This window comes from Phaeodactylibacter sp., from assembly GCF_022763345.1.
GTDB lineage: Bacteria > Bacteroidota > Bacteroidia > Chitinophagales > Saprospiraceae > Phaeodactylibacter.
Genome location: NZ_JALEGS010000013.1, coordinates 1 through 24566, shown reverse-complemented (window position 1 = coordinate 24566; position 24566 = coordinate 1). Strand labels below are relative to the sequence as shown.

24 protein-coding genes are annotated in these 24566 nt (G+C 51.1%); 8 read left to right on the top strand and 16 right to left on the bottom strand.

The annotated features are described in order from the left end of the window. Window positions 1–99: 99 nt before the first annotated feature. Complete coding sequence (locus MRY86_RS03045; RefSeq protein WP_293566643.1) at window positions 100–1230, bottom strand: hypothetical protein; 1131 nt, start codon at window positions 1228–1230, stop codon at window positions 100–102. On the opposite strand from MRY86_RS03045, the gene MRY86_RS03040 reads away from it, so the two are divergent. The 4 genes from MRY86_RS03040 to MRY86_RS03025 are packed head-to-tail and all read left to right on the top strand — an operon-like array spanning window position 1229 to window position 5280. After that, window positions 1229–1948 (top strand): glycosyltransferase, encoded by a 720-nt coding sequence (locus MRY86_RS03040; protein ID WP_293566642.1) that lies wholly within the window; start codon window positions 1229–1231, stop codon window positions 1946–1948. The two genes, MRY86_RS03045 and MRY86_RS03040, sit on opposite strands and share 2 nt — an antisense overlap. After that, window positions 1945–2865 carry an aldo/keto reductase gene (locus MRY86_RS03035; protein ID WP_293566641.1) on the top strand — a complete coding sequence of 307 codons (921 nt, stop codon included), beginning with the start codon at window positions 1945–1947 and terminating at the stop codon, window positions 2863–2865. The genes MRY86_RS03040 and MRY86_RS03035 overlap by 4 nt, the downstream gene beginning before the upstream one ends. Before the next feature lie 2 nt (window positions 2866–2867). After that, on the top strand, window positions 2868–4004 hold the full coding sequence (locus tag MRY86_RS03030; RefSeq protein WP_293566640.1) for an FAD-dependent oxidoreductase: 1137 nt from the start codon (window positions 2868–2870) through the stop codon (window positions 4002–4004). A gap of 13 nt (window positions 4005–4017) precedes the next feature. Then, complete coding sequence (locus tag MRY86_RS03025) at window positions 4018–5280, top strand: arginine deiminase family protein (protein ID WP_293566639.1); 1263 nt, start codon at window positions 4018–4020, stop codon at window positions 5278–5280. 55 nt (window positions 5281–5335) lie between these two features. Here the strand turns inward: MRY86_RS03025 and MRY86_RS03020 are convergent, their stop codons facing one another. The 5 genes from MRY86_RS03020 to MRY86_RS03000 form a co-directional block, all read right to left on the bottom strand. Next, window positions 5336–6457 carry a hypothetical protein gene (locus MRY86_RS03020; protein ID WP_293566638.1) on the bottom strand — a complete coding sequence of 374 codons (1122 nt, stop codon included), beginning with the start codon at window positions 6455–6457 and terminating at the stop codon, window positions 5336–5338. Between the two features lie 109 nt (window positions 6458–6566). Beyond that, complete coding sequence (locus tag MRY86_RS03015) at window positions 6567–8846, bottom strand: gliding motility-associated C-terminal domain-containing protein (protein ID WP_293571004.1); 2280 nt, start codon at window positions 8844–8846, stop codon at window positions 6567–6569. 120 nt (window positions 8847–8966) lie between these two features. Continuing rightward, window positions 8967–10589, bottom strand: a complete 1623-nt coding sequence (glgP, locus tag MRY86_RS03010; RefSeq protein WP_293565688.1) for an alpha-glucan family phosphorylase — start codon at window positions 10587–10589, stop codon at window positions 8967–8969. Between the two features lie 109 nt (window positions 10590–10698). Beyond that, complete coding sequence (locus tag MRY86_RS03005) at window positions 10699–12363, bottom strand: DEAD/DEAH box helicase (RefSeq protein ID WP_293565690.1); 1665 nt, start codon at window positions 12361–12363, stop codon at window positions 10699–10701. 320 nt (window positions 12364–12683) lie between these two features. Further along, window positions 12684–12929: a hypothetical protein gene (locus MRY86_RS03000; protein WP_293565692.1), complete on the bottom strand. Its 246-nt coding sequence runs from the start codon at window positions 12927–12929 to the stop codon at window positions 12684–12686. Between the two features lie 207 nt (window positions 12930–13136). Between MRY86_RS03000 and MRY86_RS02995 the strand changes: the two genes are divergently transcribed. Beyond that, entirely contained in the window at window positions 13137–13682 is a 546-nt protein-coding gene (locus tag MRY86_RS02995; protein ID WP_293565694.1) for a hypothetical protein, read from the top strand. A gap of 121 nt (window positions 13683–13803) precedes the next feature. Continuing rightward, complete coding sequence (locus MRY86_RS02990) at window positions 13804–14691, top strand: RNA-binding domain-containing protein (RefSeq protein WP_293565696.1); 888 nt, start codon at window positions 13804–13806, stop codon at window positions 14689–14691. Window positions 14692–14720: 29 nt separating this feature from the next. Here the strand turns inward: MRY86_RS02990 and MRY86_RS02985 are convergent, their stop codons facing one another. The 10 genes from MRY86_RS02985 to sufB form a co-directional block, all read right to left on the bottom strand. Continuing rightward, window positions 14721–15665 (bottom strand): nucleoside hydrolase, encoded by a 945-nt coding sequence (locus tag MRY86_RS02985; RefSeq protein ID WP_293565698.1) that lies wholly within the window; start codon window positions 15663–15665, stop codon window positions 14721–14723. A gap of 61 nt (window positions 15666–15726) precedes the next feature. Then, a complete protein-coding gene (locus MRY86_RS02980) occupies window positions 15727–16200 on the bottom strand; it encodes an Rrf2 family transcriptional regulator (protein WP_293565700.1) in 474 nt (157 codons plus the stop codon). A 53-nt stretch (window positions 16201–16253) separates the two neighbouring features. Then, window positions 16254–16565, bottom strand: a complete 312-nt coding sequence (locus tag MRY86_RS02975) for an SUF system Fe-S cluster assembly protein (RefSeq protein ID WP_293565701.1) — start codon at window positions 16563–16565, stop codon at window positions 16254–16256. Between the two features lie 44 nt (window positions 16566–16609). Further along, window positions 16610–17035 carry a SufE family protein gene (locus MRY86_RS02970; RefSeq protein WP_293565703.1) on the bottom strand — a complete coding sequence of 142 codons (426 nt, stop codon included), beginning with the start codon at window positions 17033–17035 and terminating at the stop codon, window positions 16610–16612. Continuing rightward, a complete protein-coding gene (locus MRY86_RS02965; RefSeq protein ID WP_293565705.1) occupies window positions 17036–17515 on the bottom strand; it encodes a DUF3368 domain-containing protein in 480 nt (159 codons plus the stop codon). A gap of 1 nt (window position 17516) precedes the next feature. Next, entirely contained in the window at window positions 17517–17768 is a 252-nt protein-coding gene (locus tag MRY86_RS02960) for a UPF0175 family protein (RefSeq protein WP_293565707.1), read from the bottom strand. Between the two features lie 13 nt (window positions 17769–17781). After that, entirely contained in the window at window positions 17782–19020 is a 1239-nt protein-coding gene (locus MRY86_RS02955) for a cysteine desulfurase (RefSeq protein ID WP_293571002.1), read from the bottom strand. Between the two features lie 6 nt (window positions 19021–19026). Further along, on the bottom strand, window positions 19027–20367 hold the full coding sequence (sufD, locus tag MRY86_RS02950) for a Fe-S cluster assembly protein SufD (protein ID WP_293571000.1): 1341 nt from the start codon (window positions 20365–20367) through the stop codon (window positions 19027–19029). A gap of 102 nt (window positions 20368–20469) precedes the next feature. After that, entirely contained in the window at window positions 20470–21231 is a 762-nt protein-coding gene (gene sufC / locus MRY86_RS02945; protein ID WP_293570998.1) for a Fe-S cluster assembly ATPase SufC, read from the bottom strand. Between the two features lie 72 nt (window positions 21232–21303). Then, entirely contained in the window at window positions 21304–22749 is a 1446-nt protein-coding gene (gene sufB, locus MRY86_RS02940; protein WP_293563393.1) for a Fe-S cluster assembly protein SufB, read from the bottom strand. An 808-nt stretch (window positions 22750–23557) separates the two neighbouring features. On the opposite strand from sufB, the gene MRY86_RS02935 reads away from it, so the two are divergent. Together MRY86_RS02935 and MRY86_RS02930 are read left to right on the top strand one after the other, a co-directional pair. Further along, a complete protein-coding gene (locus tag MRY86_RS02935) occupies window positions 23558–24121 on the top strand; it encodes a hypothetical protein (protein WP_293563392.1) in 564 nt (187 codons plus the stop codon). A 126-nt stretch (window positions 24122–24247) separates the two neighbouring features. Further along, entirely contained in the window at window positions 24248–24475 is a 228-nt protein-coding gene (locus MRY86_RS02930; protein WP_293563391.1) for a hypothetical protein, read from the top strand. Window positions 24476–24566: the final 91 nt, after the last annotated feature.

Below are 24566 nucleotides of genomic sequence, written 5' to 3'. Positions count from 1 at the left end.
TTATTGCTTTCGATAGCTGGAAGAAATAGGGTGCAACTGTACCTTTGTAGCTATCCCCACTGCAAGGAATTGACCCATAAATTTTTGGTTGAATACAGGCTAATCAAAAAAAGTATCATATTGATTGCGCCGCCCTTCCTGCCGCACCGGCTCCTTGATGGGCTGGTCCAGGTCCAGCACATCGCTGTCGTTGGCGGCCTGAGAAAGCAGGTTTTGTTTTTCGTCTTCGCCCAAAATGAGTGAAGTGCTCTCTTTTTCCCACTTTTCCAGCATTTTGAGCCCTTCTTCCTCGAAAATGCCATTTTGGAGGTCGATCGAGTTCATGAAGTTGGAGGACATCTCCATAAAGCGGTCCATTTCTCCCACTTTGTTGGCAACATCGTCGGTGATGGCTTCCATAGCGGCATCAAACATCGCGCGCTTGTCCGGGTCGCCCTGCATGATGCTCATAGCGGAGTTCATCGCCCCATGGCTGGCGTGGATGGCTTTGCGCTCCTGCTCCTTGATCATAACCTGGTCCTTCACGTCCTCGGCAAGGATAAGCGAATTCTCGTGCATCTTGGTGAGCACGCGGTAAAGTACCTCCATCTTCTGGTAGAGGTCTTCCAGCCGGACATTGGAGTCCTTCAGGCGGCCAGCTTTGCGCGACTTCAGGATCATCACCGTTTGCTTGTTGCTGGCTTTGGCTTTGCTGGCCAGTTGGAGGTTGGCCTCAATCTCTTTTTTGTTGTTGTGGATCAACTCCCGCAATTTGTGCATTTGCCCGCGCAGGATATTGATCTGCTTTTCCATCTGCTTGACCTTCTTTTTGAGGTCGTCCACATAGTTTTTGAGAATGCCGATGGGGTCGAGCTCTACGAAAATGCCGGTAATCCAGCGCATCACGCTGCGGTACATGTACCAGATAAGGTTGCGCATGCGCGGGTCTAGCACCATGTAAACGACAGCGGCCAGTACAGCCAGCATACCTGCCAGGTAGAGCGTATTTTGCGCCAGAGCAATCAGAGTTGGCAATGCCGTATACAGCAGGTAGCCGCCACCAACGAGGAGCGCTCCCAAAAAGACAGCGCCAGTGACGCCCTCGGGGCGCTTCCAGAATGGTTTGGGCTGTACGTGAGAATTGTTGTTCATGATCATCATTGAGTTGAGGACTACAAATAACGCAAAATTCAGGTAGTTGTACAACCGCAGTTGTTTATCTTCGCCGCTAATGACCAATCCCGTACGCATGAAGACCTTTGACGTCACCATTCCGGTGCTGAACGAAGAGCCGACTTTGGCCCGGCAGGTAGAGCAGTTGCATGCCTTTCTGAAAACCCATTTCCCCTCCGAAGGGCAGTGGCAGATCGTGATTGCCGACAATGGCTCTACCGACCGCACCCTGGAAATCGCGCAGGAACTCAGCAACCGTATTCCGGAAGTTACTTTCGTTAAAGTGCCCCGCCGCGGCGTTGGGCTGGCACTGAAGACTTCCTGGGGGCAGTCTAAAGCAGACATCGTGGGGTACATGGACCTCGATCTGGCCACCGACCTGCCGCACTTCCTGGAAGCCTACCGGGCGATCGCTGAAGAGGATTACGATGTAGTCTACGCTTCCCGCCTGCACCCCAAATCCAAAGTCGTTAACCGGCCCTTCAAGCGTGAAGTGGCCAGCCGGGTGTTCAACCTGTTGCTTAAAACGTACCTCGGTGTAGGCTTTTCAGATGGGATGTGCGGATTCAAATGGCTGAAGCGGGAGGTGTACCCGGAGCTGCACGAAGCCGGGGCGCAAAACGATGGCTGGTTCTTTTCCACGGAGCTGCTCACCACAGCCGAGTGGCTCAACAAGCGGATTTACGAACTGCCCGTCAAGTGGACAGATGACGTCAGCAGCAGCCGGGTGGAAATCCTGCCTCTGGCCAAGCGCTACATTAACTCCATGATCGAACTCAAAAAACGACGGCCATGAGCACCGCGCCGACATTAATACTAGGCACTGCAATGTGGGGGTGGACCACAGAACGCGCCACCGCCTTCAAACTCCTTGACCAGTTTTACGACCGGGGCTACCGGGAGGTGGATGGGGCCACCAACTATCCCATCAATAAAAACCCGGAGGACTTCCGCCGGGCAGAGCAAATCCTCCTGCAATGGATCAATGCTCACGGCATCAATGATCTCTGTGTGATGATGAAAGTGGGGAGTGTCAATAATATGCGTACGCCGGAGTGCAATTTGTCCAAAAGTTTCCTGCTCATCATGCTCGATGAGTACCGCTATGCCTTTGGGGATAACCTCGACACCTTCATGCTCCACTGGGATAACCGGGAGGCAACCGAAGAAATCGAGGCTACGTTTGAGGCTTTTCAGCGCGCAAAGGACCTGGGCTACCGATTGGGGCTGTCCGGTATCCGTCATCCGGAGGTGCATGCTAAGGTGAACGAAGCCTATGGTTTCGACTTCCGCATACAAATGAAACACAACCTGCTGCAATCGGATTACGAGCGCTACAAGCCCTTCCACGGGCAGCCCCGGTTCATTACCTACGGGGTGAATGCCGGAGGGATCAAGCTTGATGCGGCGGCTTATCATCAGGGCAGTTCCCTGAAGGCACGGGGCGGAGATACGGACAAGCCGCACCCCATCGTCGGGCCCTTGCAAGAGGTACTCGCGGCGGCCAATGAGCAGCCCGGTCGCCCTGCGGTCTCCAATATGAACCACTGTGGCATGGCTTATGCCTTTCACAGCCCGGATGTAGGCGGCATACTGATTGGCCCTTCCCGGCCGGAGCAATTGGAGCATACGCTCAACTTCCATGAGGCCCTGCAGCGTTATGATTACAGTGATTTTTACGAAGGGCTCAAACAGGTAGCGGCACAATTTTAAATATGGAGCAGTACGATTTCCTGATCGTCGGCGGCGGTATTTTTGGTATATATGCGGCTTTGTTTCTCCGGGGGCAAGGTCAGCGGGTACTGCTCGTGGAGAAGGAAAAGGTATTGCTAAAAAAGGCTTCCATCGTCAATCAGGCGCGGCTGCACAGCGGGTACCACTATCCGCGCAGCGTGGCAACGGCCCGGATGTCCGACGACAACAAAGCGCGCTTTACCGCTGACCATCAGGATTTTATCAACTTTGAGTTCGAGAAGTACTACGCCATCGACCGCTTCGGCTCCTTTACGGATGCCGCGCAGTTCGAACGGTTCTGCGCCTTCATCGGCATTCCCTGCGAGCCGGTGGAGCGCCATCCGTACTTCAACTACCACCGGCTCGAGGCTTTGTACAAGACCGTGGAGTACACCTTCGACCCCATTCTCATAGCAGAATACTACCGGCAGCGGCTCTACGAGGCAAGCCCGGAGGTGACGCCCCGGCTTTTCACGGAAGTGGTCAATGCAGCAGCCGATGGCGACCAATGGCAGGTCGGGTTAAAAGCTCTCGAAAGCGGTAAGCTTGAAACTGTTAAAGCCCGTCAGGTGATCAACGCGACCTACGCCGGTAGCAACGCCATCAACCGCCTTTTTGGCGTGCGCGATATCGACCTGATGCATGAGATTTCAGAAATGGCTTTCGTCAATTCCCCTCAGGTCCGGGATATCGGGCTGACGATTATGGACGGTCCCTTTGGCTCCATTATGCCTTACGGCAAAAGCGGGCTGCTGTCCCTGTCAAGCGTAGCCTACACCCACCATAAAGTCTCCTACGGCAACCTGCCCACCTTCGACTGTCAGCAGGTAAATACCAACTGCCGCCCGGACTTTACGGACATCTGCAACTTCTGCCCCGCCAAACCGGCCAGCAATTACCGCAAAATGCTGGGGCAAATCCGGCATTACTTTACTGACAAGGTCGAGTTTCAGTACTTCACCTCCATGTTTACCATTAAATCTAAACTCAAAGCCAGTTATATTGACGATGGGCGGCCTACGGAGATATCTGTCCTCCATGAAAATCCCAAGTTTTATTGCATCTTTGCCGGAAAAATCAATTCCATTTACGAGATCGAAAAAGTCGTATCCCTTTAAATCCTAACCAAGTATGGCTGTAACTGTAAACGTGGCTTCAGAAATTGCGCCACTCAAACGCGTCATCATTCACCGCCCCGATGAGGGCATTGCCCGCATTAGCCCAAAGCGGGCCGAAGAGCTCCTGTTTGACGATATCGTGTACCTGCCGCAGATGCAGGAAGAGCACGATGTGTTTTCGGAAATTCTCAAGCACTTTGTAGGAGAAGACAATGTCCTCGAAACAGAAGACCTCCTCTTTGAAGCCCTGGAGGCTGCCTCGGAAGCCGACAAAAAGGAGATGATCGAGAAAATCATCGATTATGAGGAACTGCCACGCTCCTACGAGGATATGCTCCTGAAACTGGACAACAAAGCGCTAACGGAGACGCTGATCACGGGCTACCTGCAGCAAGAGGATATGATTCTCTTTGATCCTATCCCAAACTTCATCTTCACCCGGGACATCGCGGTTACGGTCAACGACCATGTCATCATCACCAAAGCGGCTAAAGAAGCGCGCTTCCGCGAAAATTTCCTGACCCGGTATATCTTTTGGGCACACCCTATCTTCAATGCACTGAGCAAAGAGGGGCGTATCATCAACCTGAACAACGTAGAGCTATTCCCGCCTTCCCGCCGCCGGGAAATGGTGAGCATCGAAGGCGGAGATGTGATGATCATTAACGAAGACTACCTGCTCATCGGTTGCAGTGAGCGGACGACCGCCCATGCCATTCAGTCGCTCAAAGAAGTCCTTTTCAAAAAAGGCGTGGTGAAGCATGTCGTGCAGATCAATATCCCAACCGACCGCAGTTACATGCACATTGATACCATTTTTACACAAATCAATACCAACCACATCGTGGCTTTCAAGCCAATCGTGCTGGATGGGCTGGGGTCTTACGTCGAAGTCTTTTCCTCCAACGGTGCCACCCGTCATTATCCTTCCATTAAGGAGTTTTTCCACGCAGAGATTAACCCGGACATGGAATTCATCCTCAGTGGGGAAGGCATATCGCCCTATCAGGACCGGGAGCAGTGGACAGATGGCTGCAACCTCGTGGCCCTGAAGCCTGGTGTGGCAATCACCTACGACCGCAATCCTTACACGGAGAAGGCTTTCCGCAGCGCCGGGTATCAAATCATCCACGCTACGAGTATGTTGCAAGCGTTTCAGGATGGTTCGCTCAAGCCGGAGGAGGTGAAAAATACCATCATTGCCTTGCCTTCCAATGAGCTTTCCCGGGCCCGGGGCGGCTCGCACTGTATGACTTGTCCGGTGGAAAGAGGTTGATCTTTTGGTTGAATGGCAGGTCATCTTTCAGGGGATGACCTGCCATCTTAAATGCTTATCGCTCAAACTGTACCGACAGATTCACCTTTGCACTCAGGCCGATGAAGGGGCGCACAAAGAGTTCCTGCCGGTCGCCAGCGGTGGTTTCTTCCAATAAGGTGGCTCCGAGATTCAGGTAGACAAACTGGAAAAGCTTATAGTCCAGGCTGGCGTAAATGGGCAGTCCGGTGATAGGGCCAGTGAGCTTTTGCTCGTCTGCATTTTCAAAGTCTTGCAGGAATAAGCCAAATCCAATGTACGTATTGCTGAAAAAGCGGGGCGCGAAGGCACTGTTGCCTAAGGGGAAGGACAAACCCACGTAGGGCGCCGTATCGTAATCCAGGTCTTCCCCCAGGTCACCACTGAAGTAAACGCCTCCGTAACCGGCATTGACAGCCAGGGCGCCCTTCTTAGACTCGGTCGGACAGTCTTCCAGCAAACGGGCGTCCGCAATTTTGTAAAGTGGTGCGGGCAGCATGCGATCGAGCTCGTCCTGCAGCAGTTGCCGCAGCAGTACCCGTTCTTCCGCCATGCGGACCTGCCCTACGCTGTCCCGCATGCGCATATCCGCCATTTTTTCCATCTGCAGGGCTACCAGGTTGGACAACTCCTGAGCCGGAGCGGCAATACCGGTGCGGTAGTTTTGAAGATCGGCCTGCAGCAAGTCGTTCATCTCCTGTAGTAGGCGCTTAGGTTTGTTTTCCCATTCGATGGTTTTGGACTCCTGAGTGAGCTGCGTTTCCAAAAACAGTTGCAGCCGTTTGTTGAGAGTCTGTACAAGTGCTGTCCGCTGCGCATTACTCAGGGTTTGAAAATACAAGACCTCAATATCATAACTGGCGGAGGAGCGGAACTTGTAATTGACAGGCAGGCTGTAGGTTTTTTCCTTATTGTCCAGCGGGCGCTGCCATACGGCGGAATGCAGCACGGTGGATTTGCCTCTGGGAGGCTTAATATTTAGCTCGACCCGGTCGATGTAGGAAGGGATGGACCCGGTAAAGAGGATATTCGTCTCCGCCGGAAGTGGGTTGTTATCCCCAATGTAGGTGCTTTCAAAGTCCAGGCTCACTGTTTTGTACTGGGCAAGCAGAAAAAATGGGCATAGTACGAGAAGGAATAGTAAAGATGGCTTTTGCATAGAAATGTGTTTGTGGAGTTTTTGCAGTTCCTATAATATAATTACGAGAACCGTTATTTGTTTGGACGTTCACTTACAGTAAAGTCACTCCACGCCGCACAGATCAACGCTATCGGATCAAATGTACCATACCGGACTGCACCTGTTGCTGCCCGGCCTGTTCATAAGTTAGCTGCCAGATAAAGGCACCGGGATTCATCGGCTCATTGCCGGATTTACCATCCCAGCTTTGCCCAAGCTGATCGCTTTCGAACACAAGCCCGCCCCATCGGGAGAAGATTTGCAGGCGGTAGTTTTGCACAGGGCACAGGTCAATGGGCAGAAAACCATCATTGATGCCATCTTCATTTGGAGAGAAGGCATTGGGGACGTAGAAGCAATTCTCGCATCCAATAGGCTGTAGGTCAATGCTATCCATGACCGTGCCGCAGACGTTAGTGACCAACACGGTATAAACGCCCGGGGTGGTAAACGTAGTGAGGGCGGCTGTGCTTCCGTTGGACCATTGTACGTCATTTTGAGGTTCCGTTGCTGCTTCGAGCTGCACGGAACCGCCCGGGCAGAGCGGGGCAGCCCCTTGTATCTCCAGTGTGGGAAAAGTTAGGCTGTCTACGGAAAAGACGGTATCAAATTCCCCGCACCCGTTAGTCACGGTGATGTGGTAGGTGCCGCCACCGGTCAGCGTTACGCTGTCGCCCACACTGCCATTTGACCAGGTATAACCTGTAGCACCCTCTGAAAACACACTTGCTCCGGCTGTTTCATCGGGGCAAAGGGCGTCGGGTGCCTGAAGAAGTATAGGCGGCACGTCCAGCACATTTAGCATCAGGGTATCCGTTGCCTGCCGGCCACAGAGGTCGGTAAATAAAATGGTGTAGAGCCCGCCATTAGTCACCTGTATCGTGGCCGTGGTGTCTCCGGTAGACCAGAGTAAAGTACCTGATATATTTGCCGTTGCTGCGAAAGTGGCGGTATCGCCTGTGCAGAGCGTGTTCGGGCCGTTGATATTCACAATGACGGTGTCTGTCAGTTCCTCCACTTCAATAGTATCGCTCACCATGCCACAATCTGCCGTAACGGTCAGGCTGTAAATCCCGGGTTCGGTAACCGTCAGGCTGGTATCAGTAGAGCCGTCCGACCACAGGAAGGCATCGCCATTGGTCTGGGGGAGGAGGGTAATGGGGCCATTATCACAACTAAAGGTGGTATCCGGGCCCAAGTCAGCGATCAGGGTTTCCTGGGTGTCAAAAATGTAGTCCATGAAGTTGGGGAGGCCCAGGAAGGGCTGATCCGGGGTCTGAAAACTAAAGACTTCCTCCTCCAGATTGGCTTGTTCTGAATTGGGGCAATTTATAGCGTGCAGGTGGGTGACCTGAGGGGCATCTTCATCGTAGGAGACCAGGTAAATGCGGCCGTCCGGAGCAAGCTGCATGGCGCCAAGGCGTTCATTTGGGCCTGGCCCAAGAATAGTTCTCGAGGACAGGAAACCGGGATTGAGCGGTTCATAACGCACCAACAAGGAACCACTGACGGTAGGCTCCATCACATACAGGTAATTGCCGTTGGGGGAGAAGGAGTAGCTAATGGAGTTGACGGCTCCGGGCAGGGTCCGGGGATTGGAAATATTGCCATTATTGGCATTGAAATTATAGAGCACGCCTCCAACGAACAGCCGGTTGCGCGTCGGAGAAATCTTAATCGGGCCAGCCAGGGAATCAATGACGTCCCGCTCTTCCAGCGTTGGACCTAAGACTTCTGTGGGTGTCACGCGGTAATTGAAAAAATCACCGGTATTGTCATCCACAATGATGACCCAAAAGTCGGTACCATTTCCGTGCAGAGTGCCGCTTAGGGATTCAAAACTGGGGACATGAAGCCGGTCATCCTCAAATACAGTGCCCCCAAGCCCGCCATTCAGGGTGCGGTTGAGCAAAAAATGCGTGAGCCCGCGTCCCTGCAACTGGCCAGCGGGCAGCCCGTCGCTGGCAAACTCCCGCTCTTCCATGGTGAAGAGGTAATGCTCATCGGCATTGCCCGGATTAGGGACAAAGAGGGCAGACTGAACGGCACCAAAGCCACCGCCCCGGAGCCCTTCCATGTCGTACAACACATTATGGCTGGCGTTCCAGATGCTTCCCGAGGGTTGTCCTGGGGTAGTGCGTCCGCCTCCGTTGGTATAGTACAAAAGGTTGCCATCTGTATCACAAACTGAGGCGCAACCTTCCGATGTTTGCAGTGCACCATTGGTGATCAGGACCGGGTCACCGGAAGAGAAGTCAATACCCTGTTGGTTGCCAAAATACCAGATGTTGCCTTCATTTTGGCTCAGCGCGGCAAAAGACAGGAAAAGGAGGGGTAGTATCAGTCCAGCAAAGGGCGTTTTTTTCATACAGCACGGTTTTGCCCAAAAGTAAGGGTAACCGGCCAATTTTTCGGTCGGTTACCCTTCAATACTGATTTTTGCAGGTTGGGAGAGGCTTAAATATTCTCCCAGGCTGCTTGTTTTACACTACGCGGTGTACAGCAAATCGTAGTACTCTTCCAGCATCCGCTTGACTCCAAAGGCATCGCGGGTGCTCTGAATGCTGGCGTGCATCATTTTTAGCCATTTTTTGCGGTCATCGTAGTAGGTGGGCACGACTTTGTTCAGCAGCACGTCGTAGAGCGCCTCCCGGTCGTTGTCATCCTGTTCTTCCACGTTGTCGCTTTCGAAGGCATTGCCGATCTGCCAGCCATTGACGCCATCCTGGCAGGCTTCCGGCCACCAGCCGTCGAGTACGCTAAGGTTGAGCACCCCGTTCATAGAGGCTTTCATGCCGGAAGTTCCACTTGCTTCCTTAGGGCGGCGTGGGTTGTTGAGCCATACATCGGAGCCGCGGGTGATGGCGGCACCAATTTCCATATCGTAGTTTTCCAGGAAGACCACCGCATTGGGATAGAGTTTGGACATGCGCACGAGATTGGCTGCAATCGCTTTGCCGGTATCGTCCAGGGGGTGGGCACGACCGGAAAAGACGAGCTGAATCTTGCCTTCCTTCAGGTAAGGCTCAATAACTTCAGGTTTGGAGAAGATCAGGTCGCTGCGCTTGTAAGGCACGGAGCGGCGCGCGAAGCCGATGATCAGCTTTTCTTCGTCGAGGGTAACACCGTTCTTGCGCTTGACAAGGTCAATGAGTGCCCGCTTGTTCTTCAGGTGCGGTTCCCAGAGGTCTTTGCCAGCCTCAGCAGCATCAAGCATCGCCTGATCCACCCAGGTACCCTGATGGATACCATTGGTAATGGCAACGATATCGGAACGGTCGTGGATGTGCTTCCACATTTGGTTTGCCGTCTCGCCGTGCAATTGAGCTACGGCATTCGATTTTTTGGAAAGGCGCAATGCTCCCACAGTCATATTGAAAGGGTCGCCCGCCAGGCGGCGGAGTTGGCTGGGTTTCATGCCCAGGTTGGCGCCCATGTACATCAGGCGGTCGACCGGGTGGGACTCATTGCCCTGAATTACAGGCGTGTGGGTGGTGAATACGATTTCGTTTTTGCTTGCAGCCCAGGCTTCCTCGAAAGTCATCCCGTCTTCCATCTTTTCGCGCATCAGCTCAAAGCCGGCAAACAGGGCATGACCTTCATTAAAGTGGTAGACATCTACCTCAATGCCCAGGGAGCGGAGAGCCCTCACACCGCCTACACCGAGGACAAGCTCCTGCGCGATCCGCTCTTCTCCAAACCAGCCGTAGAGCTGCCCGGTAATCCAGCCATCTTCATTACCCGGCACATCCGTATCGAGCAGGTAGAGCGGGGCATTGCCGAAAGCCTCGAGTTTCCAGACTTTGCAGGCGACATTTCGGCCACGGATTTCGACATTCACCGTAATGCCGGTATCCTCCATAAAGTCGTCGTAGTTGTAGTTGCGGTAAGAATCGTAGGGCTTGCCATCCTCCCCAATGAATTGGTCGGTATAACCCTGTTTCCATTTAATGCCAATGCCGACGATAGGGTAGTCGTACTGCTTCGCGCCTTTCATATAGTCGCCAGCCAGTATGCCCAGGCCACCTGCATAGGCTTTGAAGCGGTTGTCCAGCCCGTACTCCATGCAAAAGTAGGCTACGCGGGGCAAGGTGCCTTTTGAATCTGCCATAATGTGGGTTTTCTGTTTGTTGTGATCAAAGAAATAGCAGGGCACGGCAATTGCTGTGCCCCGGGATCCAATATAGCAGAAAACCCGTTAAAATCGGAGCCTTGCAGGCTTACTTTGCAAACTTCTTTTTGCCTTTTTTGCGCTTGGGGAAAGACCGGCGTTTCTTATTGGACTGCCCCGGCTGTGGCCCGCCATCGTTTACCCGCAGTGTGCGGCCATCGTAGGTTTGGCCATCGAGTTTGTTTATCAGTGAGGCAGCAGCCTGTACTTCAACCTGTACGAAGGCATGCTTTTTCTGCAGGTCGATTTTTCCGACGTCAGCACCGTTGATGCCCCCTTTTTCGCACAGGTAGGCGAGGAGTTCCCCTTTGCCATTGATATCCATTTGACCGATATTGACGAATACCCGGCGCGACTCATTGGGCTTCAGGAAGGCTTTATCTGCCCGTGGTTTTTGCCCGATCGGCTTGCTTTTGGCGTAAGCCTGCATCTTTTTAGGCATAGTGGCAGAGGCAACCCGGAGCAGCAGTTCTTCCCGGGACAAGCCTTCGAACTTAGCAGCAATCTCCGGTAGATAGTCCATCAGTTCCGGGTTTGGTGATGCTTCACTGATTTTATCAAAAAAGCGCATCAACCGCTGTTCGAATATAGCTGGGCCGGAGGGGATTTCCACCGCTTCAAATGTGATTTTGGAGACTTTCTCCAGTTTCCGGAGCAGGTGCCGGTCCTTAGGATGGGCGAGGACGAGGCTAATCCCTTTATTGCCAGCCCGCCCGGTACGGCCGGAGCGGTGGGTATAGAAGTTGAGGTCGTCCGGGATGTTGAAATGGAAAACATGGGTGATGTTGTCGACATCAATGCCCCTTGCGGCAACGTCCGTGGCCACCAGGATTCGCAGCCGGCGGTCGCGGAAGCCCTGCATGACCCGGTCGCGCTGTGCCTGATTAAGGTCACCGTGGATGGCATCTGCTTTGTAGCCATCCCGGGTCAGTTGTTCTGCCACTTCTGCGGTTTCCCGGCGTGTGCGGCAAAAGACGAGCCCGAAGAGGTCCGGCTCCATATCCAGGAACCGGCGTAGTGCCTCGTAGCGTTCTGCGGGGCGTAAAACTACGTATTGGTGGCTAATGTCTACGTTGCCGGAGTTCTGTGTGCCTACCGACAGCTCAAAGGGGTTATCCATATAGTCCTGAGAGATTCGGCGGACATCCGGTGGCATGGTAGCCGAAAAAAGCCAGGTACGGCGTTGTTCCGGGACGGCTTCCAGTATCTCATCAATTTCCTCTTTGAAGCCCATATTGAGCATTTCATCGGCTTCATCCAGCACGACTTGCTGCAGGTGGGTATAATCAACTTTGCCCCGGCGCATGAGGTCACGCAAACGGCCAGGAGTGGCTACCAGGACCTGCACGCCTTGTTCAAGCGCTTTTATCTGCCGGCGAATGTCAGCTCCTCCGTATACCGGGAGGATTTTCAGCTTGGGCTGGTTTTTTGAGAAAGACTCCAGTTCTCTGCAGATTTGCAGGCAAAGCTCCCGGGTAGGGGCCAGCACCAGAGATTGTACGAATGGCAATGCCACGTCGGTTCGGTGCAGCAGCGGCAGGCCAAAAGCCGCCGTTTTGCCGGTACCCGTTTGGGCCAGGCCCACGAAATCTTCTTCGCCGGAAAGGAGGCGGGGAATGGCTTGTTCCTGAATGGCGGTTGGGGATTCGAAGCCGATAGCAGACACAGCTTCTGTGATAGACTGGGACAGGCCCAGTGACTCAAAAGTACTCATGATCAAATGTTAAGCTGCACTCCGCAGCAGCAATGATGAGTAGCATTTGAGCTTTGCAGTATTGGGCGGAGCATCACCGTCCTGAGCAGGCTGTCAGGCCCGCAGTTTGAGCACAAACCCGTCTTGTGCGTTCATTCTAAGCTTCCGCTACTCGAAATCGGGGGCAAAGATAAGGCATTCTTTTTATTAATTTCGGATTTTGATGGTGATTTTAAGGTTTGGTGATTCCCGCACTCCATAGTCGGGCCCCACTTCTTGAACGCTGTAGAACAAATCCATCCTGCATCCGTTCCGGAATTAAATGCCTAATCAAACCTACACTAAGCAGGCAGTTGCTCCGTTATTTGCCACAACCCTTGCCTGAGCTGGAGTTTAAGGCGCTCGGCATCAGGGGTGTTGGGTTCTGACAGTCTTTGAAGTTCCTGCCAGCGCCGGTAGTAAAGCATAGCCTCATTCATCAGCAGGTTATTGCCCATTTGGTCAGAAAGCGTAATCAAAGATTTGATAACGCCTTCAAAATCTTCTTCAATCAGCCTGCTTTGGAGGGCTTTTTTAAATTGGCGCATATCATTGTGGTTTCACGGAATAATCTTTATATTTGGGTCGTCCTGCCAAAATAGATTTAAAGCAAACACTAGAACTGACAATCTCGAGAGGCTCAGCAATTGTTGAGGCTCTTATCCAATTTATGCTTCTGAAGTACCGTTTGGTTCCGGGAAGCACAAATGGACTATTGTACCCTTTTGGAAATAACTATTTACCCAATACCCAACATGAAAAACTTGTTCTACCTATGTTTGTTTGCTTTTTCTGTTCCATTTTTCCGAACGAATGTGTGTGCAGCCAGCACGCCAAAGGAGGCAGAAGTCAAAGATGCTAAATTCGTTAACGAGCGCACCCTTGCAACTTCCGGCTCTCAGCTCACCCGGTCAGCAATGGGGATCGAACGCTCTTTACAACTGAGCAGCTTTGTTGCCAAGGCGCACCATGTATCCGTTTTACTGTCCTGGGTGGTAGACAAGCCAGCAAATGAGGTTTCTTTTATCGTTGAGCGTGCCTTTGGAAATGGTAACTGGGAGAAAGTAGGCCGGGTTACTGCTGCAGTGGGGCAACGTGAGTTTAGCTTTTGGGATGTTCGCGTCAAACCTGGAGAAGCTTACGAGTATCGCCTTGTGAATGAGTCCAACGGCCTTTCACTTCACGCTTCCGAGCCCGTATTGCTTCAGGTGGATAACCCATTTGACGAATACCTCATTATTCTGGGGCTTCTTGGCTTTATTGGGTATGTTGCTTATCAAACCCGGAACCTGGTATACTGAGCCCCTTATGGTGGCCGGTTTTCTTCAGGCTAGTTTCATTTTTTTCCTTAGCTTTATTGCGCAGGTATTTGGCCGAGCCATTATACCGCATTTACAGGACTGAATAAAACGATGCCAACCAATGAACGAAGACATTTTTAAAACCCTGCGCGATTGCAAAGAGCTGGTCAACCTAGAGGATGCGGAAATCAAACAACTAGCCGGCGTTGCCAAGCTGGTGGACTATGAAGCAGGGCATGAGGTTTTTTCTATTGAACAGAAGGGAGAGTCTTTTTACATTGTCCACTACGGGCGGCTGATCCTCTATTTGTCCCGCAAGGAGCCCAAATCTTACACCAAAGGGCAGCTGTTTGGTGAAATTGCCATCTTCAACAAAACCTCCCGCCTCGGCACCATCCGGGCAACGGAGCCGTCCAAACTTATCGTTTTTGACAAGTCCAAAGTATTTGATGACAATAAAATCCCCGAACAACTTAAGCTTAAGCTTTCCTGGGCACTGACTCAAAAGATTATCACCTATCTTGTTGCTGATGAATCCGCCAACAGCAAACGCATCATCGATAAGGGCGAAAGTGATATGGTTGAATTTAAGGAGTCTATTGACAAATACCACCGCGACAAAATCATTCAGACCCTCTCGGCCTTCATGAACCTGAACGGAGGCACTGTTTTTTGCGGCGTAGACGACGAAGGCAAAATCATTGGATTGGATGCCACTACTTCAGATATTGACAATTTCAAGCGCAGCATCACAAGTGCGGTACAGCGCAACCTGGGCTCTTTTTTCGCCACGCAGTTGTCTTTCGATATTGAGAAAATTGATGACCATATGATTTTCCGGATCGACACGCCACCTGCCAAATCGCCTGTGTTTTACCGCGATGTAGACAAGAAAGGCAACGAGCAGGAAGTCTTCTATATCCGGACGGGATCAGCAAACATCAAAATCAAGAAAAGCAGCGAAATCATTAAGTATATTGAAGACCGCTACCGCTTTGCAGGTCAGTAGCCAAAGGACTAAAATCCCCTACCGGATAATTACGGCGCTTGCCAGCCAATGAGCGATTGCCAGAATTCCGCTTCCATTGCCGGTGCGTTAATCTCAGTATAGACTTGGATTTTCCTTTTGGTATTTTCCGGTGGCGTTCTTACGCTTTTGTGGGTTGCCAGTTCGGGGGTAAGCAGCGCCTGTACCAAAGCCAGGTCCCACATAATCCAGTTTTGACCTGCCTGCACCTGCTGCCAACGGTTGCGGAGGTGTTGACAAAGAGGCGTGTTGCAAGTGCTCAATTGGCGAAAAGTCTCCGACCGGTCGAAGATGAGGGAGCGTGCCGTGTTGGCGGGCATCACCCAGAGTTCCACCTCTTCATTGTTGAGTAGCAAATCAAAGGCATTCAAGTCATTTCGGATATTGAACTCGTTTTTATCCCAAGCTTTGCTTTCAGGATCATACTGTGCACCAAGTAAGTAGACCCTTAGATTAGGCGCAATTTCCGGTGCCCGGGCAATCGCGGCTGCTACATTGGTGGATGCGCCCAGACAGACCACATTGAGCTTGGCATCAGGGGTAGCTTTTCTGGCGTGGTCGGTGATGAATTGTGTGGCGGGGCTTCGGGGAATAGGGGCGCCTTCGTAGTAGCCCCAGGCGTAGCCCAGCATGCGGTTACAGCCTCTCATCTTTGGGATATGCCAGCGCTGACAAGCCCTTGTCAGTTCCTCATTGAGTTGCTGGCTGATTTCCAGTGTATTGATATTTTTGGTGGAGTAACTGTTCCAGTTAGGGTCCGTAAGCAATTGTGGGTTATTGAAATGAGCCGATTGGAGGGACAGCACTTTCAGCCCATCCGGAGCAAGGGCTCTGGCAATGGCGTACAAGTCATCCATTTCATTGCCGGTATCGGCATCAATGATGTAGGCAGGCTGAGCAATGATCAAGCAAGGCAAAATTGCTGAAAAGAGGAAGAGGAATAACCGGTTTTGCATGGGCAGTGTGTTTTCTCACTGCCAAAGATAAGGTTTTGAGCGCGAATTGGAAGCTGGCCTTTTAAGCAGTAGCTGGTTGTATTTGCAACAGAATTTGCTCCAGGGCAGAGTTGGTCTCGGTTTCAGAAGCAAGCAGGTCCTTCAGGCTGATTTGCCCTAGTACATGATCGAGCGACTGTTGCACCACCCGCCATAAAGACCGCACGGAACAGTCTACCGAATTCGTGCAAATCCGAAAGCCTGCAGAGTGCTTATTGCAAAAGCCTTCGTCAAAAAGTGCTCCGCCGAGTGCGCGCAAGACTTCCCCGACGTTGATGTCTTCCGGAGCTTGCGCCAGTACATAGCCTCCTTTCTGGCCACGGGTGCTTTCAATGAAGCCCGCCAGCCGCAGCGTACGAGTTAGTTTGCCAACATAGCTGTCTGACATCCCCTCCAGTTCGCTGATTTGTGGAATGCTCAGCCCTTCCTGTTCATTGGCTTCCGCGATGCGGATGAGGATGCGCAGTCCATATTCATCTTGGGCGGAAATTTTCATGGCCTTTTGCGATTAGGATCAGTGGTGAATAATGTTTGTTTCGTACAATCGGATTAAAACATGTCCAGTGCAAACCGCGCTTCTTCGCTCATCATGTCCTTGCTCCAGGGTGGGTCATAGACAACTTCAAGTTCCACATCATTGACGCCCTCTACCATAGCTACTTTTTGCTGCACTTCCATTGGCAAAGAATCTGCTACCGGGCACATCGGCGTAGTAAGCGTCATGCGCAGATTGACGACGCCTTTATCATTGATGTCAATATTGTAAATCAGCCCCAGCTCGTAAATGTCTACCGGGATTTCCGGATCATATACGGTTTTGGTGGCTTCTACGATTTTGGCTTCTAATGCTGCTTTGTCCATGATTGATCTTCTTTGACGTTGCGTACACAAAAGAGGAGGCGTTGTCACTGGCTTTTCGCGTTGATGGCCAGGCCATACATTTTCATTTGCTTGACCATACTGACCAGCCCGTTGGAGCGGGTGGGGGACAGGTGCTCCTTCAATCCAATTTTGTCGATAAAATAGAGGTCTGCCTGTGCAATCTCATCAGCTTTTTGGCCAGACAGGACCCGAACCAGCAAAGCGATGATTCCTTTGGTGATGACAGCGTCACTATCGGCTGTAAAACTTACTGTTCCTTCTGCTTCATCTGCATGCAGCCAAACCTGACTCTGACAACCCTTGATCAGGTGGTCTTCATCTTTGTACTGCTCATCGATCAGAGGCAGAGATTTGCCCAAATCGATGATATACTCGTACTTCTCCATCCAGTCGCCGAAGAAGGCAAACTCCTCGATGATTTCGTCTTGTATGCTGTTGATTGGGTTCATTTATAATTCATTTAACTGGAAGAGGACATCCTTATATAGCTTTTCGCTTACAAAAAAGTTAGCCTTTTCAATAAGTTGTTCTAATAAGTTTCGAACCTCTTTAATAAGCCCTTTTCGTTTTGATTCAACTAAAATACCAACAAGACCAATTTTGCGTAAGCCATAATCTTCCGCGATTTTTCGCCCCTTTTTTTCATCAATAATGATAAAATCGGCGTCTAGTTCAAGAGCAAGTGTAATTGCCTCAGATTCTCCGGGGTCTAGAACCTCTTTGAGGTTTCTAGTGATGTCGTTTTCTTTGACTTCTTTTATTTTAATCCAGCTAAGTGATTCAATTATCAATTTGTTTTTTGTGTCTGAAACCAACTCATCGTACACTGCCTGAGGAATGATAATATTTTGATACACTTCTCTTAGCAACCAAAGATGATCTATTTGGATCAAGTTGGTAATTGCAGAGGTATCACTAACTACAATCATCTCAAGAAGAGGGTTTAGGATTAATGCCTAGCGTTTTTAGATCCTTGTGAAATTCATCTATATCATAGTTCAAAGATACCCCTCTGTCTTTCAATGCTTTTTGGAAACCTAAATGATCTAATCCGGCAAGAACTTTAGCTTGCCCAAAAGAAAGCGATCCTTTATCGTAAAGCAGTACTGCGAGTTCAACTTTGAGATCTTCTTCTTTGATATTCATGCGTTCCAGCATGATGTCAGGAATCGTTAATGTCATTGGTCGATATTTTTTACTTTAACATCAAAACCGCCCTGTTAATTCCCGCCACCAGCGCATCAATATCCGCTTTGTTGTTGTAGAAGGCGAAGGAAGCCCGCACCGTACCGGGGATTTCATACCGGGCCATGAGGGGCTGGGTACAGTGGTGACCGGTGCGTACTGCAATGCCGAGTTTGTCCAGTATGGCACCCAGATCGTAAGGGTGTACCCCGTCCACGATGAAGGAGACCACGCTGGCTTTTTCCCTTGCTGTACCAATGATGCGCAGACCTTCTATTTGTTCCAACTGCTCTGTAGCGTAGACCAGCAGTTCGTGCTCGTGCCGGCTGATATTTTCATAGCCCACACTTTGCATGTACTTCACAGCTTCCCCCAAGCCGATGACCCCGGAAATATCCGGCGTGCCGGCTTCGAACTTATGCGGCAATTCGTTGTAGGTGGTCTTTTCGAAAGTCACCGTTTTGATCATCTCTCCTCCGCCATGGTAGGGCGGCATTTGCTCCAGCCATTCTTCCTTGCCATATAGCACTCCGATACCCGTTGGGCCAAACATCTTGTGACCGGAGAAGGTGTAAAAATCAGCATCAAGCGCCTGAACGTCCACCTGGGTGTGGGGAATGGCTTGTGCGCCGTCCACCAGCACCGGGATGTTCAGCTTGTGCGCCCGGTCGATAATGGCTTTCACGGGGTTGACCGTGCCCAAAGCATTAGACACGTGCACCAGAGAAACGATTTTCACCCGCTCATCCAGCAGCTCGTAAAGGGCATCCAGGTCAATTTCGCCCGCATCATTAACCGGTGCCACCCGAAGTTCTGCTCCGCGCTCCTCACAAATCATCTGCCAGGGCACAATATTGGAATGGTGCTCCATGGTTGTAATCAGTACCGCATCACCCTGATTTATGAATTTCCGCCCGTAGGAAGAGGCAACAAGGTTGATCCCTTCTGTGCAGCCCCGGACAAAGATGACTTCCTTTTCGGAAGGGGCATTGATGAATTGGCGCACAAGCTCCCGGGCCTCTTCAAACGCCGCAGTCGCTTCCTGGCTCAGCTGATACACCCCCCGGTGCACGTTAGCATGCCCGGTACGGTAGTAATCATTGAGCCGGTCGATGACCTGTGCCGGCTTTTGGCTTGAGGCTGCACTGTCCAGGAAGATGATGGGCTTGCCATTCATCTCCTGTTCCAGCAGTGGGAAATCCTTGCGGATTTTTTCAATATCAAACGCTTGTTGAGCGGTAACTTCCATGTTGGTCTACTGTTCGAATTTCTTGTTGATCAGCATTTCTGCAAAATCGCGGACTTGCTCGTGCTTAAAGTACTCCAGCACCTCTGCGATGAAGGCGTGCTGCAGCATCGCCCGTGCCTGATGATCGTTGAGGCCGCGGCTGCGCAGGTAGAAAACGGAGGACTCGTCGAGCTGGCCGATGGTTGCACCGTGGCTGCACTTTACGTCATCAGCAAAGATTTCGAGCTGTGGCTTGCTGTCCATTTCGGCTTTGTTGGATAAAACCAAGCTGCTGCTTTGCTGGAAGGCATTGGTCTTTTGTGCATCTTTGCGTACCATTACTTTGCCGTTGAATACGCCACGGGCGCTGTCGGTCACGATGCCTTTGTAAAGCTCGTTGCTTTGACAGTGCGGTACGGCGTGATCAATGAAGGTGTGATTGTCAATGTGCTGTTGCTCCTTGCCAAAGTAAACGCCGTAGTAGTTGGTGGTCAGGTTAGACCCTTTGTGCACGGTGTTCAGGTTGTTGCGCACGATGCGGCCACCGAGATCTACGGTGTAGTTGGAGAATTGGCTGTCGCGGTCCTGCTCGGCATCAACCCGGTTGATCACAAAGCCCTCGGCTCCTTCCTGCTGCAGGCAGTAGTGGTGGATGTGAGCATTGGCGCCTACGGTAACGCGGTTGTAGATGTTGTTAAAGTAAGTGCTGGTAGCACCCGGCTTCTCAAATTGGCCTTCGATGTAGGCAAATTCACTGCCCGTCTCCGCCAGCGCGATATTCATGTGGCTGTTGAGGATGGGCGTTTCGGCATTGGTAGACAGGTGAAGGATGTAGATAGGCTTTTCGCAAGCGACATTCTTTTCGCTGTACAAGAATAAGCTATGTTGCGAGAATGCTGCGTTGAGGGCCACGAAGATATCGTCCTGATCCTTCAGAATGCCATCCATCTGTTCGCGGGCAACGCTGCCGAAGCGGTCGCTGTCCATCGCATCCCGGAGAAGCATTACGTGCATTCCTGCTGGCAATTCGGCAAAATGTGACAAAGCCTCGCTGAGCTGGCCGTTCACAAAAACAATCAAGTGAGCGTCCATGCCTTCCGGCAGGTATGTTTTGATATCAGCTGCGTCTACACCCTGCACCTGCCCAATGGCATAATCCGGTTGAAGGATGCGGTTGACGCTCGTGTACTTATACTCTTCCCAGCGGCGGGTAGGGAAGTCCAGTGCACCCGCCAGCGCCATGGCCCGTTGACGGTACTCGTCCAGCGGATGAGCCGGCTGCTGATTCGCGGCTTCAGTTTGCTCAAACAGCTCCTGAAATTTCTGTTTTTCGGCTGCGTATCTGTCCTGAGCTACGGTTGTTGACATATCGTAAGCTATTATTTGAAGTGCGGCTTAGTCAAACTGTGGGGTTGAATAAGCCGGCAGCTTAGGTTCGTAAATGAATGACTTTGGTTGCAGGCAGGGTCGTTATACCGCTACTGCGTCCACCTCTTCCTTGATCCAATCATAGCCCTTATCTTCCAGCTCCAGAGCGAGCGACTTGTCGCCAGACTTCACGATGCGTCCATTGTACAGCACGTGCACAAAGTCAGGCTCAATGTAGTTGAGCAGGCGCTGATAGTGGGTAACGATAATGAAGGAACGGTCCTGCGTACGGAGCTTATTCACGGCCTCTGAAACGATGCGAAGCGCATCAATATCCAGTCCGGAGTCGGTCTCGTCCAGGATCGCCAGTGAAGGCTCGAGCAGTGCCATTTGCAGCATCTCACTACGCTTCTTTTCACCACCGGAGAAGCCTTCGTTGAGGGAGCGGCGCAGGAACTTCTCGTCCATGCCCACCAGCTCGATTTTCTCGCGGATGTACTTCAGCATCTGCATGGCATTCAGCTCCTCCAGTCCGCGTGCCTCGCGGTTGGCATTGACGATGCTTTTGAGGAAGTTAGAGGTGCTCACGCCCGGAATTTCGACCGGGTACTGAAAAGCCATGAAGATACCTGCCAAGGCGCGCTCGTCCACTTCCATCTCGAGGAGGTCTTCGCCTTTATAGATTACGCTGCCGCTTTCCACTTCATAGTCCTCACGGCCCGCGATGACATTGGCGAATGTACTCTTACCAGAGCCATTAGGGCCCATGATGGCATGCACTTCGCCCGGCTTTACTTCCAGATTGATGCCGTTCAGAATGGTTTTATCTTCAACCGCAACTTTCAAGTCTTTTACAGTCAACATTATGGTTTGGTATTTTTGTCGTGATCAATTTGGGTAAGGAAGGGAAGCCCCTTCCCGGGTTAATGTTTAAGGTTAGCCAACGCTGCCTTCCAGGCTGATAGCGAGGAGCTTCTGTGCTTCCACTGCGAATTCCATTGGGAGCTCGTTGAAGACTTCCTTGGCAAAGCCGTTGACGATAGTATTCACTGCATTTTCCTCGCTCAGCCCGCGCTGCATGAGGTAGAACAGCTGATCTTCGCCAATCTTGGAAGTCGTGGCCTCGTGTTCTACTTTGGCGGTGTTGTTTTGCACTTCCAGGTAGGGGAAGGTGTGCGCGCCACACTTGTCGCCCATGAGCAGGGAGTCACAAACGGAGAAGTTATGGGCATTTTCAGCCTTCTTGCCAATTTTTACCAGTCCGCGGTAGGAGTTGTGGCTATAGCCTGCAGAAATACCTTTGGAGATGATGGTACTGCGGGTGTTCTTGCCCAGGTGGGTCATTTTCGTACCCGTGTCGGCCTGCTGACGGTTATTGGTAACCGCGACAGAGTAGAATTCACCTACAGAGTTGTCGCCCAGCAGGACGCAGCTTGGGTATTTCCAAGTCACGGCAGAACCGGTCTCCACCTGTGTCCAGGTAATCTTGGAATTGACGCCTTTGCAAAGGCCCCGCTTGGTAACAAAGTTATAGATACCGCCCTTGCCGTCTTTGTCGCCAGGGTACCAGTTTTGTACCGTGGAATACTTGATGGTGGCATCATCCATCGCTACAAGTTCTACCACCGCTGCGTGCAACTGATTCTCATCGCGCATTGGAGCCGTACAGCCTTCCAGGTAGCTTACCTGACTGCCTTCTTCGGCAACGATCAGGGTGCGCTCAAACTGTCCGGTGTCCCGCTCGTTGATACGGAAATAAGTGCTCAGCTCCATGGGGCACTTCACGCCTTTAGGCAGGTACACGAAAGAGCCATCGCTAAATACGGCAGAGTTCAGTGCGGCGAAGTAGTTGTCGTTAGCCGGCACTACAGAACCGATGTATTTTTTTATCAGTTCGGGGTGTTCCTGTACGGCTTCGCTGAAGGAGCAGAAAATAATGCCCAGCTCCGCCAGCTTCTCCTTGTAGGTGGTCTTTACCGAAACCGAGTCAATCACAGCATCCACTGCAACCCCCGCCAGCATCTTTTGCTCGTCGAGCGGGATACCCAGCTTATTGAAGGTATCCAGCAGCTCCGGGTCTACCTCATCAAGGCTGTCGAGCTTTTTCTTCTTCTTGGGCGCAGCGTAGTAGATGATATCCTGAAGGTCCACCGGCGGGTAGTCCACATTTGGCCACTTAGGCTCGGTCATTTCGAGGAATTGGCGGTAAGCCTTGAGGCGCCACTCAGTCAACCACTCCGGCTCATTCTTTTTGGCGGAGATCGCACGGACCACATCTTCGCTTAGCCCCTTGGGCAGCTTGTCCGTTTCGATGTTGCTGGTGAAGCCATATTTATAGTCGCTTTTGGTATGCTGCTCCAGCGTCTGCATGGAATCGCTCATAATCTATGCGGTTTTTCCAGTGTTATTTAGACTAATTCTAATGCAAATGTCAGGAATTTATACAAAAAAGTACAAATAAGGTTTAGAGAATATTACACCTTTTTAGGTATTGGTGGTTTGGGTCAGCTGTTGCTGGTTTTGAAATCCGCTAAAATCCTGGAATGTTGCCGGGTTTGATTGGTCTTGGCAGGATTTTGTTTGGCAAAACAACACTAGTGGGTTTGATAATTTTGATATAGCTGTTTGTGAATTAGGTATAGGGAATAACTATTATTAGGTATAGACATCAACTTTTCCACTACGCTATCGGTAAAAGCAACTGAAAATGCTCAAGAAGGAAGATACAAACCAGCCTATTCATCCCTAATCTGATCGGAATTATACTGACGATTAAGTGGTTTGCCACAGCAAACCTACTCAATGCTTGCCCGTGTTTCGCCGCCTTTGGGCTTTGACCACCTTAAAGGCAGTAGGGTCAGCATTTACGCTGGGAAGTGGCTTGCGCCTGTCCTGACAAGCTATGCTTCGTCAGTGGCCGATGTCGCAAACCACTTCGTATTGCGTATAACACTGAACTGACTCATTCTTTACTATTTATTTCTGAGGCAATCTAGCAGCCTGACGAATCCTCGCTACCTTTAAGCAATTATTAGGGGGCTCCTCTGGCAGCTCTGAGACCTGTAAATGACGTATAAATATGAGTTTCCGAAAAAACAAGAACCGCATCACCTGTTATTTGATCCTGGCATGCTTTATGACTGTGGCGCCTGGGAGCGCAGCTGGCCAGCAAATCAGCAATATAACTGTGATGCCTATAGATTTAGAGCTGCCTTTGAATTACCTTTCCATTGACCACGCAGCCTACGAAGCATCAGCACAGTATAGTTACCTTGGGCTTGAATACGGACACCTGCCGTTGACCGCCAATGGGGAGCTGATTGCCCCCGGTGGGCGTATTTTCCTCGATAGCCGGGGCAATTATTACTATGTGCTGCAGTTGGACGATGACAATGAAATCCAGGGATATACTAATTTATACATTAAAGGGTTTGAAGAGGGCTGGGGCAACTGGAACGTGGCGGCTACCGGTTCTAATGTTGGAATGATTACTAAAAATGATTTAGTCTACATGTATGGTTCGGTCAGCCGTACGGATAGCCTCTTTGTTAAAGACGAATTTGTCAGAAGTATCCCCGGGAGCGCAGCATTTGTATTGACATTCAATGAGAATCTGGAACTAATAGATGACTTTTTTTATGGGCTGGATACACTCGCCACCCATGGAGATGTCCATTTAAAAGTTGACGATGATGGGGATTACCATATAGCAGGGAAGTTTTTTAACTCCAGCGCCAACAACTTTCAGCTGTAGATTGGTGGAGCCCTAATTGATCCCATACGAGCCGGGTATAATACGCAGACCTTCTATTATGCCATTGTAGACCATGACACAAAGCTGGCAAAAACCAGTCATAGCTTTGGGGGCATCAACAGCAGCATGACAAAATTGCTGGACTTTGAACTCCATGATAATCAAGATGCCCTAATCCTGTTTGAGCAATCTGATGAACTAGAGCTTAATGGGGAATGGCTCCCCAACGAACTGTTCCCTGGCGACATCACACTTTTATGCCTGAACGGAGATAGCCTTATTTACCATGTCAACTATGAAGGCCCGGCACTGCAAACCGGGCACCTGCTCAAAAAGTTAAGGAACAACCTGTAGACTTGCGTAAAAATAAGACAGTTTAAAAATTCACTAACTTTAAGCTGTTATGAAGAAATCAAAGTTTACAGAGAGCCAAATAATCAAGGCG